The sequence below is a fragment of the Marinobacter sp. genome (assembly GCF_052094685.1).
Taxonomy (GTDB): domain Bacteria; phylum Pseudomonadota; class Gammaproteobacteria; order Pseudomonadales; family Oleiphilaceae; genus Marinobacter.
This window is the reverse complement of sequence record NZ_JBQDKB010000048.1, coordinates 1-14,623: the sequence shown is the minus strand read 5'-3', so window position 1 is coordinate 14,623 and position 14,623 is coordinate 1. Positions and strand designations below refer to the sequence as shown.

12 protein-coding genes, 1 other RNA gene and 1 pseudogene are annotated in these 14,623 nt (G+C 55.0%); all 14 read left to right on the top strand.

What is annotated here, in order from left to right; translation table 11 throughout:
* Window positions 1-60: 60 nt before the first annotated feature.
* Window positions 61-930 (top strand): 16S rRNA (cytidine(1402)-2'-O)-methyltransferase, encoded by an 870-nt coding sequence (rsmI, locus tag ACTH3S_RS10985; RefSeq protein WP_441809066.1) that lies wholly within the window; start codon window positions 61-63, stop codon window positions 928-930.
* 56 nt (window positions 931-986) lie between these two features.
* An RNA gene (rnpB, locus tag ACTH3S_RS10980) (RNase P RNA component class A) lies at window positions 987-1,347 on the top strand.
* Window positions 1,348-1,650: 303 nt separating this feature from the next.
* A complete protein-coding gene (mraZ, locus tag ACTH3S_RS10975) occupies window positions 1,651-2,103 on the top strand; it encodes a division/cell wall cluster transcriptional repressor MraZ (protein WP_441809052.1) in 453 nt (150 codons plus the stop codon).
* On the top strand, window positions 2,100-3,083 hold the full coding sequence (rsmH, locus tag ACTH3S_RS10970; protein ID WP_441809051.1) for a 16S rRNA (cytosine(1402)-N(4))-methyltransferase RsmH: 984 nt from the start codon (window positions 2,100-2,102) through the stop codon (window positions 3,081-3,083). The genes mraZ and rsmH overlap by 4 nt, the downstream gene beginning before the upstream one ends.
* A gap of 2 nt (window positions 3,084-3,085) precedes the next feature.
* Entirely contained in the window at window positions 3,086-3,490 is a 405-nt protein-coding gene (gene ftsL, locus ACTH3S_RS10965; protein ID WP_441809050.1) for a cell division protein FtsL, read from the top strand.
* A gap of 33 nt (window positions 3,491-3,523) precedes the next feature.
* Window positions 3,524-5,263 (top strand): peptidoglycan D,D-transpeptidase FtsI family protein, encoded by a 1,740-nt coding sequence (locus tag ACTH3S_RS10960; RefSeq protein WP_441809049.1) that lies wholly within the window; start codon window positions 3,524-3,526, stop codon window positions 5,261-5,263.
* A gap of 4 nt (window positions 5,264-5,267) precedes the next feature.
* On the top strand, window positions 5,268-6,752 hold the full coding sequence (locus tag ACTH3S_RS10955) for a UDP-N-acetylmuramoyl-L-alanyl-D-glutamate--2,6-diaminopimelate ligase (RefSeq protein WP_441809048.1): 1,485 nt from the start codon (window positions 5,268-5,270) through the stop codon (window positions 6,750-6,752).
* Window positions 6,749-8,140 carry a UDP-N-acetylmuramoyl-tripeptide--D-alanyl-D-alanine ligase gene (locus ACTH3S_RS10950; protein WP_441809047.1) on the top strand — a complete coding sequence of 464 codons (1,392 nt, stop codon included), beginning with the start codon at window positions 6,749-6,751 and terminating at the stop codon, window positions 8,138-8,140. Before ACTH3S_RS10955 ends, ACTH3S_RS10950 begins: the two co-directional genes overlap by 4 nt.
* Window positions 8,125-9,210, top strand: coding sequence for a phospho-N-acetylmuramoyl-pentapeptide-transferase (mraY, locus tag ACTH3S_RS10945; protein WP_441809046.1), 1,086 nt, complete (start codon window positions 8,125-8,127; stop codon window positions 9,208-9,210). Before ACTH3S_RS10950 ends, mraY begins: the two co-directional genes overlap by 16 nt.
* 16 nt (window positions 9,211-9,226) lie before the next feature.
* Entirely contained in the window at window positions 9,227-10,582 is a 1,356-nt protein-coding gene (gene murD / locus ACTH3S_RS10940; protein ID WP_441809045.1) for a UDP-N-acetylmuramoyl-L-alanine--D-glutamate ligase, read from the top strand.
* Complete coding sequence (gene ftsW, locus ACTH3S_RS10935; RefSeq protein ID WP_441809044.1) at window positions 10,582-11,781, top strand: putative lipid II flippase FtsW; 1,200 nt, start codon at window positions 10,582-10,584, stop codon at window positions 11,779-11,781. Before murD ends, ftsW begins: the two co-directional genes overlap by 1 nt.
* Complete coding sequence (gene murG, locus ACTH3S_RS10930) at window positions 11,774-12,880, top strand: undecaprenyldiphospho-muramoylpentapeptide beta-N-acetylglucosaminyltransferase (protein WP_441809043.1); 1,107 nt, start codon at window positions 11,774-11,776, stop codon at window positions 12,878-12,880. The genes ftsW and murG overlap by 8 nt, the downstream gene beginning before the upstream one ends.
* Window positions 12,873-14,318: a UDP-N-acetylmuramate--L-alanine ligase gene (gene murC / locus ACTH3S_RS10925; RefSeq protein ID WP_441809042.1), complete on the top strand. Its 1,446-nt coding sequence runs from the start codon at window positions 12,873-12,875 to the stop codon at window positions 14,316-14,318. Before murG ends, murC begins: the two co-directional genes overlap by 8 nt.
* Before the next feature lies 1 nt (window position 14,319).
* Window positions 14,320-14,623, top strand: a pseudogene (locus ACTH3S_RS10920) (D-alanine--D-alanine ligase); the annotation flags it as partial.

The window sequence follows — 14,623 nt, the reverse complement described above, 5'->3', positions numbered from 1 at the left end:
CTCACGCCGTCTTTTGTACGCGAGGCACATATTTTGAAATCTGAATCGGATCAGTCAGCCATGCAGGTAATAAAGCCAGGTGATACCCGGGGAACGCTTTATGTCGTCGCTACCCCCATTGGTAATCTGGATGACCTTTCCTCGCGTGCAATTAAAGTGCTCTCGGATGTGGCGGTTATTGCGGCTGAGGATACTCGCCATAGTGGTCGATTGCTGCAGCATTTGGGGATCAGCAAGCCACTGATTGCACTGCATGATCACAATGAGCGCGGCAGAGTTCAGGGTATATTGGATCAGCTGTTGGCAGGGGCAGATGTAGCGTTGATTTCAGATGCCGGTACGCCGTTGATCTCCGATCCAGGCTATGTGCTGGTCCGTGATGTTAGAGCTGAAGGGCTACGGGTAAGCCCTGTTCCTGGGCCCTGTGCATTGGTCGCTGCGCTGAGCGCAGCAGGTTTGCCTACCGATCGTTTTTTGTTTGTTGGTTTTTTGCCGGCAAAGCGTGCCGGTCGACGCACAGCTCTGGATGAGCTTTGTAAGGAGGTTTCGACGTTGGTGTTCTATGAGTCGCCTCACAGGATACTGGCCACCGTAGCCGATATTGCGGACATTATGGGGGCGCAACGAGAGATTGTACTGGGTCGGGAAATTACCAAAACGTTCGAAACGTTTTATTTTGGTGGCGCTGCAGATGTACACGCAGCGCTCATAGAAGATCCTCATGGCAGTCGTGGTGAGTTTGTTGTCATGGTCCGAGGGGCTCAAAAGGCTGAAAGCGGCTTGATGGCCGGCGCTCTGGATGTGGATCAGCTGCTAAGTCTATTGATGGCGGAGCTACCATTAAAGAAAGCTGCAAAGATGGCCTCTGAGCTGACAGGGCTGGGGAAAAATGAACTGTATCAGCGAGCCCTTGATCTTAAGGGTAGTTGAGTCCTTAACCTGCGCTTTTCCTTGCATGGTGGGTGGTGCAAGAGTATTGTCTCGCACGAGCTCGCCAGACAGTCGCCGCCGGTTTACCGGGGGAGGAAAGTCCGGGCTCCGCAGGGCAAGGTGCCAGGTAACTCCTGGGCGGCGTGAGCCGACGGAAAGTGCAACAGAAAGCAGACCGCCTAAGTGCTCGTGACTTGTTCACGAACACCGGTAAGGGTGAAACGGTGCGGTAAGAGCGCACCGCGTGGCTGGTAACAGTCCACGGCGATGGTAAACCCCACCTGGAGCAAGACCAAATAGGAGTCCGATGGCGTGGCCCGCGCTGGACTCGGGTAGGTTGCTTGAGGCCTGTGGTGACGCAGGCCCTAGATGAATGACTGTCCACGACAAAACCCGGCTTATCGGCGAGCTCGCTTTTTCCTCTCTTTATGGGGCGTGTTTATTCTCACAGCACGCCTCTTATGCCCAAAAAATCTTAAACCTCACTTGTCTTCTTCAGACAGTTTTGCAGGTGTTTGATTTTTCTTCTTTTCTTTTTCGTAATGTCACCTTTCTCTCACGTCTCTGGCTGTAACTTGTTGTCATAAAAGGAACTTTCCCAAGAGGGCCGCTGTTTGCGGCGCTTGCATTGTGAATAGCGTGTTTCTATAGTGTGCACAAGTGGGAAAAAGTGGTTTCTAGTGGTTATTTGTGGTTTTTAGGTTTCCAGAGACGGACTAAATGAGTAATTTTCTCGGCAGTCATGCCATCAATATGGATGCAAAGGGTCGTTTGGCGATCCCTACCAAGGTGCGCGAAAGCCTCGCGCAAGCCTGTGGTGGCCGCATTGTGTTGACGGCGAATGCCGATGAAGAGCGATGTCTGCTGGTATACCCGGAGCCCGAGTGGGAAATACTCCGTCCTAAGATTGAAGCGCTTCCCAACATGAACAAAGCCGCACGACGTTTGCAGCGCTTGCTGCTTGGTAACGCCGCGCCGATGGAAATGGATTCTGCCGGGCGCATTTTGGTGCCGCCCACGTTGCGCAGTTATGCCCATCTTGAGAAAAAATTGATGCTCATTGGGCAAGGCAAAAAGCTGGAGCTTTGGAGTGAAGAACGCTGGTTTACATGGCTTGATGAATCTTCCTGCGATGAAGATATGCCGCCTGAGATGGAGGCGCTTTCCCTATGACCTCTGATCGCAAACCGGAGGCTGGAACGGCGTTTTCTCATCGTTCGGTACTCCTGGATTCGGCGGTCGACTATATGATTAGTGATCCCGATGGCAAATATGTGGATGGCACGTTTGGTCGTGGCGGCCACAGCCAGCTCATTCTTGGGCGCTTGGGTGTGTCTGGTCAGTTGTTGGGTATCGACAAAGATCCCGAAGCTATCCGTGTCGCTGAAGAACTAGCGTCGAATGATCCCCGCTTCGGGTATTTCCACGGTTCATTTGCTGAACTCAGCCGCGCGGTATCCGAAGCAGGCTGGGAGCAGGTTAATGGCGTGTTGATGGATCTTGGCGTGTCTTCGCCGCAGCTTGACGATGCCTCGCGAGGTTTCAGTTTTATGCGTGATGGCCCGCTCGACATGCGCATGAATCCGCTGCAATCGCCGAGTGCAGCCGAATGGCTTGCAAGTGCCGAAGAGCGCGACATCGCCGATGTGATCTTTCGCTACGGTGAAGAGCGGTTTTCCCGTCGTATCGCACGCCTAATTGTCGAGCGACGTCAAGAGACGCCGATTGAGACCACGCTCCAGCTTGCTGAGTTGGCGAGTACGGCGGTACCGAAAAAAGAGAAGCACAAACACCCGGCAACCCGCACTTTTCAGGCCATTCGCATTTTTATTAACCGCGAGCTTGAAGACCTGGAGATAGGGTTGCAGGCGGCAGTCGATCGACTTGCACCTGGTGGTCGGCTGGTTGTGATCAGCTTTCACTCGCTGGAAGACCGGCTTGTGAAGCGGTTTATGCGAGACCTCGCTCGCGGCCCCAGGTTGCCTAAAGGTATACCTGTGACGGCCGAGCAGGAAGCCTCGGATTTTCGATTGATAGGTAAGGCCAATAAGGCAGGTGCCGGTGAAGTTGGTGAAAATGTTCGCGCTCGCAGCGCTGTTATGCGGGTGTTGGAGCGTATCGATCAAAAACAAACATCTCAGGGGAGCGCGTAATTATGGGCGCGGTAGCCATAGAGCCGACAGTAAAGCCGGCCAAGCTGAATAAAGAGAAGGTACGTGAGGGTGTTGTTGCGGCCGTCCGAATTTCCCGGCGGGTGTTTGATGCTACACGTCAGAAAAGGGTTTTGGTGTCACTGGCGCTTGCCGTGCTGCTTGTAGGTTCCTCTATTGGAGTGGTTGTCAGTGCCCACGAGAATCGTGCGCTGTTCAATACGCTGTCTCAGCTTCAAGCGGAGCGTGACAGTTTTCAAGCCGAATGGAGTCAGTTGCTTCTGGAACAAAGTGCTCTGGGTGGTCACGGCCGGGTAGAAAAACTTGCGGCAGAGCGCTTCAGTATGGTGGTTCCGGGTCGTCAGGATATTGTTCTTGTGCCCCTGATGACGCCGTTAGCGGCCCGATAATTCACGATGACAACAGCCAGCAGGGTGAACTGATTGTCTAATCAGGAATCAGCAAGAACATTAAGCCAAAAAATGGCAGCTGGGTTGAAAGCCTGGCGCTTTGGTTCTGTGCTGGGTGTTTTTCTGGTAGTTGTCCTGGCGCTGGGTTGGCGCCTGGTGGATCTGCAGGTTGTTGATAATGATTTTTTGCGTAAACAAGGCGATGTTCGCACCATTCGTGTAGAGACAATCGATGCCCATCGTGGCGTGGTAACTGACCGTTATGGTGAGCCGTTGGCTGTGAGCACCCCGGTACGAACCCTCTGGGCGAACCCTTCAGAGACAGATCCTGATGAGCCGCGCCTAGCTAATCTTGCACGGCTGCTGGATATCAGTGAAGCACGGCTGCGTAAGCGACTGGCCACATACGCGGGACGTGAATTTATTTACCTGCGCCGCAAGGTTCAGCCCGGGCTGGCTCTAAAGGCGATGGATCTGGACATTCCGGGCGTTTATACGCGGCAGGAGTACCGGCGCTATTATCCGGCGGGCGAAGTGACTGCCCATGTTGTCGGGTTTACCAACATTGATGAGCGTGGCCAGGAAGGCATGGAGCTGGCTTACAACGAGTGGTTGTCTGGCGAATCAGGTCGCAAACGCGTGTTGAAGGATAATCGCGGGCGCGTCATCAAAGATCTTACGCTTATTCGGGACGCGAGCCCTGGGCACAAGCTTGAGTTGAGCATTGATCTGCGATTGCAGTATTTGGCGTACCGCGAACTAAAAGCCGTTGTTAGCGCCCACGATGCCCATGGCGGAACCCTCGTTATGTTGGATGTTGAGACCGGCGAGGTGCTCGCTATGGTCAATCAGGGGTCTTATAACCCCAACGACCGAAGTCAGCTTGCGCCGGGAAATCTTCGCAATAAAGCTATCACGGATCTGTTTGAACCAGGCTCAACCATGAAGCCGATCTCTATGGCTGCTGCGCTTGAGTCTGGGCAGTACTCCCCTGAGGCAACGATTGATACCTCGCCCGGTTATCGTCGCTTTGGCAGGTTTACGATTCGCGATTACCGCAACTACGGAGTCATTAGCCTTACCGATATTATTGTGAAGTCCAGCAACGTAGGCATCAGTAAAATTGCAACAGAGTTGGGAGGCGATACGATTCGCAACTTATATGCAAGGCTCGGACTTGGCCAGCCAACTGGTGTCGGCTTCCCAGGTGAGGCTGTTGGTGTATTGCCAGCGCGGCCTAAGTGGCGACCTTCGGAAGAAGCTACCCTTTCATACGGTTATGGGATGAGTGTGAACGCACTTCAGTTGGCCCAAGCCTATATGGTTATTGCCAATGGTGGCATTCGGTATCCGCTAAGTCTTATGAAGCTGAACGAAAAACCCGTTGGCGAGCGAGTGCTTTCTGAGCGAGTAACCGGCCAAGTGCGAACCATGCTGGGAGAAGTGGTTTTGAGGGGGTCGGGTAAGCGGGCTCAGCCCGGCTTCTATAGCGCCGGAGGCAAAACGGGAACGGTTCACCTAGTGGGTGCTCAGGGCTATGAAGACAGCCAATACAAGGCTATTTTTGCCGGTATGGCACCCATTGATAACCCACGAATTGTAACGGTTGTGGCCGTGGATGCGCCGCAGTCGGGGGAATACTACGGTGGTGAAGTAGCCGCGCCTGTTTTCTCTCGGGTGATGAGTGATGCACTTCGTCTGTTGAACGTAAAGCCCGAGCTGGACGTTGGCACCGCTGGCGTGCCAGCGGGAAAAACAGGGGAGAGGGGGTGAGCTTATGTGCATAACATCTCTCAGCACCTTGTTACAGGGGATTGTCTCTGTACCGTCGGTCTTTGATGTAACTATCCATGGCTTGCAAACCGACAGCCGTGAAATCGGCTCTGGCGATGCCTTTGTGGCGTTGGCAGGCGCTGCTACGCCGGCTGACCAATATGTAGATCAGGCTATTGCCTCAGGTGCAACAGTCGTGCTCCTGGAGTCGGAAAACGAATTGGAGTGCTGGGAGCATCACGGGGCGCTGGTTGTTCCCGTTGCAGGGCTCCGGCAACTGCTGGGTAAGATCGCTGCGCGCTTTTATGAGCATCCTTCCCGTAGGCTTCGGCTCATTGGGGTTACTGGCACCAACGGTAAAACGTCCGTTAGTCATTACGTAGCTCAGTTGCTAGGCCATGCGGGAACGCCTTGCGGTGTAATGGGAACGCTCGGCTATGGCATGCCGGGAGCCTTGCAGAAGGCGTCTCACACCACGCCCGAGGTGGTTCAGATTAACCGGGTACTGTCGAATATTCTTGCCAAGGGCGGCCGTGCCGCTGCTATGGAGGTGTCCTCCCATGGCTTGGATCAGGGTCGGGTGGACGGCCTGACTATAACCGGCGCGATCTTCACCAATCTGACACGAGACCACTTGGACTATCACGGTTCAATGGAGGCCTACGGGGCAGCCAAAGCACGGCTGTTCGAGCGTGAGGACGTGCACTTCTCGGTGATTAATTTTGACGACCCTTTCGGGCGACAGCTCTACGAAACCCTTGACGGCAAGTGTGACCGTATTCGTTACAGCCGTCATGAATCCCAGACAGAGCTCTGGTTGAAAGACTTCCAACCTACTGATACCGGTTTTGATGCCGTGGTAGATGGTGAATGGGGAGGTTTCGACTTATCGGTACCCCTCATGGGCAGCTTTAACGCCAGCAACGTACTTGCCGCAGTTGCCACGGTTATGACGTTGGGCGCGACGGTCGAACAGGTGCAGCAGGGAGCGACGCAATTGGTTCCGCCCCCGGGCCGGCTTGAGCGTTTTTGTAGCGCGGAAGGTGTCCGAGCGGTTGTGGACTATGCCCATACACCTGATGCCTTGGCTAATGCGTTGGCTGCGTTGCGCCCCCATGTTACAGGCCGGCTAATCTGCGTGTTTGGTTGCGGTGGTGACCGCGACAGCGGTAAGCGCCCGGAAATGGCCCAGGAAGCAGAAAAGTGCGCGGACGTCATCGTTGTTACGGATGACAACCCCCGTACCGAGACTCCTGAGGCGATTGTACAGGATGTTCTGGCTGGCTTCTCCAGCCCAGATTCGGCAACGGTTATTCATGATCGGGCTGAAGCAATTTGTTTTGCCATCAGCATGGCAGCACCAGAAGACCTAGTGCTTATAGCGGGAAAGGGCCATGAGTCCTGGCAGGAAGTGGCTGGCAAAAAGCTTCCATTCAGCGACGCCGCTCAGGTTCGAAAAATGCTGAAAATTGAAGGAGGTGGAGCATGATGGGGACCTTCTCCCTCGCCCAGGCCGTGCAGTTTACCGGCGCCACCTGTGCTTCCCAAGATCTTGATGCTGTTGAATACGCGAACGTGTCCACGGATACCCGTGCGTTGAGACCGGGTGATCTGTTTGTTGCCCTATGTGGCGAAAACTTTGATGGTCACGAATTTTTGCAGTCTGCCCAGGAGCTTGGGGCATGTGCTGCGGTGGTTGATACGTTTGACCATTCTCTCGATATGCCTCAGTTGCTGGTGGCTAATACTGACGATGCGCTGGCCGGTTTGGCTGCGGGTAATCGCAACCAGAGTGGTGTGCAGCTGATTGCAATAACAGGCAGCAGCGGCAAAACCACCGTTAAAGAAATAAGCGCAGCCATATTGGTTCGCATGGGCAACACCCTGGCAACTCAAGGCAACCTGAATAACCACATTGGTGTTCCGCTAACACTGTTTGGCCTGGAACCAACACACCAGTATGGCGTGATTGAATTGGGTGCCAGCGGGATTGGCGAAATTGCCCATACGGTCAACATCACAAAGCCGCAGGTTGTGGTGCTGACGAACGCAGGCCAGGCGCACCTTGAAGGCTTTGGCAGCTATGAAAATATTGTGCATGCCAAGGGCGAAATCATTGAGGGTGTTACCGAAGATGGCCTGGTGGTGCTGAACCGGGATGACCCAGCGTTTGACCAGTGGCTTGCCCGTGCAGGTGATCGCCGGGTTGTCAGCGTGAGCCGTTGTGGCCACCCAGCGGCGGACTACAAAGCTGTGATAGAACAGTCGCATGCTCTGAGTCCAGAAATTGTGGTAACCGGGCCTAGCGGCTGGTCCTGTGCCATCACGCTGCTACTGGAAGGCGATCACAACGTAACCAACACCCTGCTTGCTATCGCGGCAACCCGGGAGTTGGGCGCGACAGATATCGCCATTACCGACGGGCTGGCATGTATGGAGTCTATTCCGGGCCGTCTGCAGGAAATCAATCTGCCAGGGGGTTTGTCGGTTATTGATGACAGCTACAACGCCAACCCTGCCTCCATGGAAGCAGCGCTGAGAGTTCTCGTAGAACGCGAGGGCAAGCGCATTGCGGTCTTCGGTGCCATGGGCGAGCTTGGGCCAACCGCCTATGAGCTGCACCGGGAAGTCGGAGCTCTTGCTCGTGATCTTAGAATTGATCGCCTATTGACTGTGGGCGCTGGCTGTGAGGGCTATGCCGACGGTTTTGGTGGAGCAGCCGAGATGTACCAAACACACGATGAGGCCGCCGAGGCCGTCGTTCGTACTAATGAACCGCCGATGACCGTGCTGGTGAAAGGGTCCAGAAGCTCTGCCATGGATCTCGTGGTGGAAGAGATTAAAAACAAGGTGAATAGCGCATGCTTCTCTGGTTAACAGGGGTTTTATCAGAATACTTTTCAGCGCTGACGGTGTTTCAGTATCTAACCCTGCGTGGGATTTTGGGAATACTTACGGCTTTGTTGATTTCGATACTTATTGGCCCAGTGATGATTCGAAAGCTGGGCCAGTACCAGATTGGCCAAGCGGTTCGGGACGATGGGCCTCAGACACACCTCAGCAAAGCGGGCACGCCTACCATGGGTGGCGCGTTGATTCTGGTGGCAATAGGCATCAGCACCTTGCTGTGGGCAGATCTGACCAACCGCTATATTTGGGTAACCATACTGGTGACTCTGTTGTTTGGTGCGATTGGTTGGGTAGACGATTACCGCAAAGTTGTTGAGCGGAACCCTCGCGGGTTGCCTGGGCGCTGGAAGTATTTTTGGCAATCGCTGATTGGAGCTGCTGCGGCCATCGTGCTGTATTTCAGTTCGGCATTGCCTCAAGAAACATCCCTGTATTTGCCATTTGTGAAAAACGTGTCGCTGACTCTTGGGCCAGTGCTTTTTATTCTGCTGACATATTTTGTGATTGTCGGCAGCAGTAATGCGGTCAACCTAACGGACGGCCTGGATGGCTTGGCGATTATGCCTACCGTCATGGTCGCTGGCGCTCTGGGCATTTTCGCTTACGTGTCTGGCAACGTTCAGTTTGCAAACTACTTGCTGATTCCGCATCTGCCGGGGACCGGCGAGCTTATTGTTTTCTGCGGAGCACTGGTTGGCGCTGGGCTCGGCTTTTTGTGGTTTAACACCTATCCCGCCCAGGTTTTTATGGGCGATGTGGGTGCCCTGGCCTTAGGCGCAGCACTGGGCGTGGTCGCGGTTATCGTGCGCCAGGAAATCATACTTTTTATCATGGGCGGCGTGTTCGTGATGGAGACCGTCTCTGTAATTTTGCAGGTGGCTTCATTCAGGCTGACTGGCCGCCGGATTTTTCGAATGGCGCCACTGCATCACCATTTTGAGCTCAAAGGTTGGCCCGAGCCGCGCGTGATCGTGCGTTTCTGGGTCATCACCGTGGTTCTCGTTCTGATTGGCCTAGCCAGTCTGAAGATACGATAGGAAACCGGACGAATATATGAGTGTCATCACGTCGGATCGTCGCACATTGGTAGTAGGGCTCGGTAAAACCGGACTCTCCTGCGTGCGCTATCTGATTGCACAAGGCAGGGAAATCGCGGTGGCTGATAGCCGCGAAGCGCCACCGTGCCTGGATGACCTACGTGCCGAGTGGCCAGGCATACCGGTCTACCTGGGTCAGTTTGATCCAGAACGGTTTGCTGGTTTCAACGAGCTGATCGTAAGTCCGGGTATCAGTATCGCTGAGCCTGCTATCGCACATGCTGCTGAGCTGGGCGCGCGCATTCGCGGTGATATCGATTTGTTTGCCGAAGCGGCTGATGCGCCCGTTATAGCCATTACCGGGTCCAACGGCAAGACCACCGTCACTACTTTGGTGGGCGACATGGCTCGCGCCGCCGGCCGCCGAGTTGAAGTTGGTGGAAACATTGGCACCCCAGCGCTGGATTTGTTGGATCGAGGTGCCGAACTGTACGTGCTTGAACTCTCCAGCTTCCAACTGGAAACCACCTCGGAGCTGAATGCGCTGGCGGCCACGGTACTGAACATTAGCGACGATCATCTAGATCGCTACCCAGACAAGATGGCTTATTTCCAAGCCAAACAGCGAATTTTCCGCGGTTGTCAGAACGCCATTGTGAATCTGGACGACGCACTGAGTACGCCCATGGCGCGGGATAATCTGCGGTTTATCTGCTTTGGGTTCCATCGCGTCAACCCGGATACCTTTAGCACCCGAGAAGATGACCAAGGTCTTTGGCTGACGTTCGGGTTTGATAGCATTTTGAATGCCCGCGAGCTGAAGCTGGTGGGTTGGCACAACCTTAGCAATGTGATGGCTGCGTTGGCGTTAGGCCATGCAGCCGGGCTGCCAATGGACGCCATGTTGGACGCTGCTCGGAAATTTAGCGGGTTGCCGCACCGGTGTGAGTTCATACGCAGGCTTGCCGCGGTTGATTACATCAACGATTCCAAAGGCACCAATGTTGGGGCGACCGTCGCAGCCGTTAAAAGTCTGGTGCCGGAAGGCGACGGCAGAATCGTGCTGATTGCCGGTGGAGAGGGTAAAGGTGCTGAGTTTTCCGAGCTGGCAGCGCCGGTCACAGCCTGTTGCCGGGCGGTGGTACTGATCGGCCGTGATGCAGATCGTATTGCCGAAGCTGTAGGTTCTGGCGTTCCGGTCTATCGTGCTAAAACCTTGGCAGATGCCGTGAAGAAATCGACAGAGTTGGCTTTGGAAGGCGACCGGGTTTTGTTTTCCCCGGCTTGCGCAAGTTTCGATATGTTCCGCGATTATGGTGATCGTGGTGACCAATTCCGGGGCGTGGTTCAGTCGTTGAGGGAGGTGCTGTGATGCACGCAGGCCTGGTAGCACCCGCACGGGCACAGTGGATGGGTGAAATTCAGCCACTGGTGGCTTTGATACTCAGCTCGGTAGCCCTGCTGATTATCGGGGTTGTGATGATCTCTTCGGCCTCCATGGATATGGCAGTAGAAACTATGGGCAACGGTTATCACTATGTGATTCGCCAGCTCATGTTCGCCGCCATGGGGTGCATGCTTGCACTGGTGTCGGTCAATGTACCCATGGCTTGGTGGGAACGTAGCGGCTGGTTGTTGCTTGGCATAGGCATGCTGGCGCTGATTCTGGTACTTACACCACTGGGCCGCACGGTGAACGGCTCAACGCGTTGGATTCCATTTGGCCTATTCAATGTGCAGGTGTCAGAAGTCGCGAAATTGTGCCTGATAGCTTACCTGGCCGGATACGTAGTGCGCCGGCGTGATGAGTTGCTGAATACCTGGCCGGGCTTTTTGAAACCCTTAGTGGTATTGGGAGTGGCCTCGGCGTTGCTAGTGATTCAGCCTGATTTCGGGGCCACGGTGGTCTTGGTTTCAGCCGCTGCGGGTATGATTTTCTTGAGTGGCGTACGCCTCAGCCGGTTTGTACCACTGATCGCAACTTTGGTGGTGCTCGGAGCTGTTTTGATACTGACTCAGCCCTACCGGCTGAAGCGCGTAGTGAGCTATCTGGATCCCTGGAAAGATCAGTTTGATAGTGGTTATCAGTTAACCCAGTCGTTGATTGCATTTGGACGCGGAGAATGGGCTGGTGTTGGGCTGGGCAACTCGATACAGAAATTGTTCTTTTTACCTGAGGCCCACACAGACTTTATTTTTGCGATTATCGCCGAGGAGTTCGGGTTGCTGGGCTCACTGCTAGTGCTTGGGCTGTTTACGATTCTGGTTGTTACCGGTTTTGTGATTGCTCGTCGCGCTGAGAAGGCTGATATGCCGTTCGGTGCCTGTTTTGCCTACGGCATTACGCTGCTTATTGGCCTACAAGCGGGCATCAATATGGCGGTCAGCACCGGATTGCTGCCCACCAAAGGATTGACCTTGCCACTGGTAAGTTACGGCGGTTCTAGCTTGATGATCAGCTGTGTGTGTATCGGGATTTTGGCCAGGGTTGAAATGGAGCGGCTGGACAAGGAAAAACAGACGACGGAAAAGCCCACCCCTCGCAAACGAGGAGGCGCGCGTTATGACTGAATCGCGCCGGTTTTTGATGATGGCCGGAGGTACCGGAGGTCATGTATTTCCCGCACTGGCCACTGCCAGGGCACTGGAAGCCAAGGGGCACGAAGTGCACTGGCTAGGTGCCATCGGAGGTATGGAAGAGCGGTTGATTAGTGACACGGGCATTCCGCTATCGTTGATTCATATCTCCGGGCTTAGGGGCAAGGGCAAGTTGGCATTGATCATGGCGCCGTTCCGACTGATGCGTGCGTTGGGCGAAGCCTTTACCGTTATGCGCCGTATTCGCCCTGATTGCGTGGTTGGCATGGGCGGTTTTGTGACTGGCCCAGGCGGTGTGGCCGCATGGCTTACAAGAACGCCTTTGGTGATTCATGAACAGAACGCCATCGCCGGCATGACCAACCGCATCTTGGTGCGGTTTGCAAAATCGGTATTGGAGGCATTCCCAGACAGCTTTGGCCCGGATGTGATTACCCGGTGCACTGGCAACCCGGTACGCGAAGATCTGGCGAGCCTGCCAGAGCCGGAACAAAGAATGGCCGAACGCGAGGGCGGGCAGGACGAACAGAACTGTGCGCTACGCGTTTTGGTAGTGGGTGGCAGCCTGGGAGCCCAGGTATTCAATCAGCAGTTGCCAGAAGCCATGGCAATGCTGCCTAAGCAGGAGCGACCGCTGATTCTTCATCAATGCGGTGAGAAGCATGTTGAAGATGCGCAAGCCTCATACAGGCAGCACGGAATTGAGGCTGATGTTCAACCGTTTATAAAAGACATGGCAAAAGCCTACAGATGGGCCGATATCGTGTTGTGCCGCGCCGGCGCCCTAACGGTCTCTGAACTATGTGCCGCAGGTATTGGGGCGGTGCTCGTGCCATTCCCCCACGCGGTGGATGATCATCAAACGAAAAACGGCCAGCAAATGGTAAACGCCAAGGCGGCCCTGCTCATACCACAGTCACAGCTGACACCTGTTGTGCTGGCAGAAACCCTGGGCGATCTCGCCAAGGATCGCGCCCGGGTTATGGATATGGCCAAGGCTGCACGTACTTTGGCCCGCCCCGATGCAACGGAGCGAGTCGTGAATTATTGTCTGGAGGCCACTAATGGCTGATACAACCAATACGCCGCTTGTTTTTCAAGTACCGGAAATGCGCCGGATTCGCCACATTCACTTCGTGGGCATCGGTGGCGCCGGTATGAGCGGCATTGCGGAAGTGCTGAAGAACCAAGGCTATGACGTGTCTGGCTCAGACCTGAAAGAAGGCGTGGTCACGGCCCGCCTCAAGGCCATGGGTATTGAGGTTCAGATCGGACACCGGGAAGAGAACAGCGCGAAGGCCGACGTGGTCGTGGTGTCGTCTGCTGTGGCCACTGACAACCCCGAAGTGGCTTCAGCTCGTAGCCGTAGAGTGCCCATTGTGCCCCGGGCAGAGATGCTGGCTGAGATCATGCGTTACCGCCATGGCATTGCCGTAGCCGGTACCCATGGCAAGACCACCACCACTAGCCTGATTGCTTCGGTGCTCGGCGAAGCAGGGCTTGATCCTACGTTTGTGATCGGCGGCAAGCTGAACAGTGCCGGTACTAATGCCAAGCTAGGTGGCTCCCGTTATCTGGTCGCTGAGGCGGATGAGAGCGATGCCTCCTTCTTGCATCTCACGCCGACGATTTCGGTGGTGACCAATATCGAAGCCGATCACATGGATACCTACGACGGCGATGTAGAAAAGCTGAAACAGACGTTTGTGGACTTTCTCCACAACCTTCCGTTCTACGGCTTGGCTGTGATGTGTGTGGATGATGATTATGTGAATGAAATCATTCCCCGAATCGCCCGCGCAATTATCACTTACGGCATCAGTAATCCGGATGCGGATTATCGGGCTGAAAACATCGTCACCGATGGCCTGAGAACCCATTTCTTGGTGAAGCGCCCCGGCGGGCGAAGTGACCTGACCGTGGAGTTGAAAATGCCCGGTCGTCATAACGTGCTGAATGCGCTGGCAGTTATTGCAGTAGCGACCGATGAGGGTGTTGCCGACGAAGCTATCTGTCGAGGCTTGGCGGTTTTTGCCGGCGTCGGGCGTCGTTTTCAGGTTTATGGCGATTACCAAACGTCGAAGGGCACGATCACGCTGGTTGATGATTATGGCCATCACCCCACAGAGGTCGAGGCGGTGATTCGTGCTGCTCACGATGCTTGGCCGGGACGGCGGTTGGTGATGTTGTATCAGCCTCACAGGTTCTCCCGAACCCGCGATCTGTATGAAGACTTTGTGCGGGTTCTATCGGAAGTCGATGGCCTGTTATTGATGGATGTGTACTCCGCTGGTGAAGCTGCTATTCCAGGCGCAGATGGCCGCGCGTTGTGCCGCAGCATACGGCAGCGCGGCAAGGTAGAGCCGATATTTGTAGAAGATAACCGCGAAATCGAGAGCTTGCTGAAGAGCGTGCTACAGGACGGTGACCTCCTGATGACACAGGGCGCAGGTGACATCGGTGGCGTAGCGACTCGCTTGGCAGCAGCAGGAGTAATTGCAGGTGAGTGATATGCAGCATTCCCAAATCCCAGCGTATCAGGCCGAGCCAGAGGTGGTTCGGGCGCTAGGGCGTGTGGCTGTGTTTATGGGAGGAGACTCAGCCGAGCGAGACGTTTCTCTCAACAGCGGCAAGGCGGTTCTCGCGGCCTTGGTATCTGCAGGCGTGGACGCCTTCGCTATGGATATCCAGGGCTGCCTCCTAAAAACGGTAGAAAAGCCTGAATTTGATCGAGTTTTTATAGCTTTGCACGGTCGCGGTGGCGAAGACGGAACGCTGCAAGCCATTCTGTCCCAGGCGGGTATTCCCTATACCG

What these genes read in the sequence shown, in the direction of transcription:
- rsmI (WP_441809066.1), top strand. Translation starts at nt 61, where the DNA reads ATGCAGGTAATAAAGCCAGGTGATACCCGGGGAACGCTTTATGTCGTC.
- mraZ (WP_441809052.1), top strand. Translation starts at nt 1,651, where the DNA reads ATGAGTAATTTTCTCGGCAGTCATGCCATCAATATGGATGCAAAGGGT.
- rsmH (WP_441809051.1), top strand. Translation starts at nt 2,100, where the DNA reads ATGACCTCTGATCGCAAACCGGAGGCTGGAACGGCGTTTTCTCATCGT.
- ftsL (WP_441809050.1), top strand. Translation starts at nt 3,086, where the DNA reads ATGGGCGCGGTAGCCATAGAGCCGACAGTAAAGCCGGCCAAGCTGAAT.
- ACTH3S_RS10955 (WP_441809048.1), top strand. Translation starts at nt 5,268, where the DNA reads ATGTGCATAACATCTCTCAGCACCTTGTTACAGGGGATTGTCTCTGTA.
- ACTH3S_RS10950 (WP_441809047.1), top strand. Translation starts at nt 6,749, where the DNA reads ATGATGGGGACCTTCTCCCTCGCCCAGGCCGTGCAGTTTACCGGCGCC.
- mraY (WP_441809046.1), top strand. Translation starts at nt 8,125, where the DNA reads ATGCTTCTCTGGTTAACAGGGGTTTTATCAGAATACTTTTCAGCGCTG.
- murD (WP_441809045.1), top strand. Translation starts at nt 9,227, where the DNA reads ATGAGTGTCATCACGTCGGATCGTCGCACATTGGTAGTAGGGCTCGGT.
- ftsW (WP_441809044.1), top strand. Translation starts at nt 10,582, where the DNA reads ATGCACGCAGGCCTGGTAGCACCCGCACGGGCACAGTGGATGGGTGAA.
- murG (WP_441809043.1), top strand. Translation starts at nt 11,774, where the DNA reads ATGACTGAATCGCGCCGGTTTTTGATGATGGCCGGAGGTACCGGAGGT.
- murC (WP_441809042.1), top strand. Translation starts at nt 12,873, where the DNA reads ATGGCTGATACAACCAATACGCCGCTTGTTTTTCAAGTACCGGAAATG.